The 1,229-nt window shown below is 52.8% G+C and carries 2 protein-coding genes; one reads left to right on the forward strand and one right to left on the reverse strand.

Annotation, left to right across the window (positions count from 1 at the left end; all coding sequences use genetic code 11):
* The first annotated feature begins 73 nt into the window (after positions 1–73).
* Positions 74–655 carry a TetR/AcrR family transcriptional regulator gene (locus ACR0I8_RS22045; RefSeq protein WP_480703654.1) on the forward strand — a complete coding sequence of 194 codons (582 nt, stop codon included), beginning with the start codon at positions 74–76 and terminating at the stop codon, positions 653–655.
* 272 nt (positions 656–927) lie between these two features.
* On the opposite strand, the gene ACR0I8_RS22050 is transcribed toward ACR0I8_RS22045, so the two are convergent.
* Positions 928–1,229, reverse strand: a 302-nt coding sequence (locus tag ACR0I8_RS22050) for a DUF4345 domain-containing protein (RefSeq protein WP_480703656.1), incomplete at its 5' end; no start/stop codon positions are given.

Below are 1,229 nucleotides of genomic sequence, written 5' to 3' on the forward strand. Positions count from 1 at the left end.
TTAGGTTTTGACCGACCAAGCTTTTAGAACAAAATGTTCTACTGTGCAACAAAATGTTCTATAGGAGAGGTGATTGAAAGAAGATCCTAGGCTGATCGCCACACGGCAGGCCGCGCTTGATGCGGCGCAAAGGATACTGATGGATGAGGGCGTGCTGCACGTAACTCATGGCGCAGTTTCGAAGGCAACTGGCATTTCGCGCAGTACACTTTACAGGCACTGGCCAGATGCGCGTAGTCTGCGTGATGCAGCATTCCGGCGCATCGCAACACCACCGAACATACCGCCCAAAACCGATGGCCCGCTGCGATCTGACCTGCGTTGGTTACTCGGCGTACTGATGGGAGCCTTGAATGACACACCATGGGGTCAAATTGCACCTCAGGTAGTCGCTGCTGCGTCCACCGATGCAGAAGCGCGGTTGGTGATCACTGAATTCATGAAAGACAGGTTCGCAAGTGTTGAAGCAGTATTTGCAGCCGCAATAGACCGCGGTGAGATAGCCGCGGATGCACCGGTTGACCAGCTCATAGTACTAGCAATCGCTGCACCCTACTTCCGCAAGCTCATACGTTACGAGGCACTGGACGAAGAATGGTTGGACAGACATGTCGATCTGCTTTGCAGTATCGCGAAAACCAATTCGGGACAGTGACCATCGCCCGAGTTTGAAATCAAAGCGACCTGCACCTGGCGCGAGATTTCGACAGAACAGCAAGTTATGATCAATAGCCTGTCCAGCCAGTTCCTCATAGCTGCCGCTCCAAAGGTCTCGGCAAACGTTCACTATGATCGTTCGTTGAGGTTTGCAAAGTTTGCTTTCTGCGCATTCCTGTCGTTGGGGCACCGTGCAGCATCGGTCAATTTGGGCTCGAAGCAGACCTTAACTTGAGTCAGTTGAAAGGGTGCTTTGCGGACAAAGCCGTCTCAGGCCGGCGCTGTAGATTTCGCATTTCCACCGACAACCCACAAACACAACACCGCAAGCAAAACCTCTATCGCAAATGCGGCAAGAATGTTTTCGGATGGCCAACCATCGAGGACGAAACTGATTGTCCTGCCCACGGCGAAAGCTGAGAAAACCGTGGCCCCAAGCAAGGCTGAGGCCTGGACTAACTTTTGATAAAATGCTCCGCACAAAATGATCAGACCAAGTACCGCGAGATTGGCAGCAGGAGCGCGCAACTCACTCATCAGGTTTGGCTGCGGCGAGAGTACGATGCCGTAGT

It is taken from the genome of Ruegeria sp. BG9 (assembly GCF_056538305.1).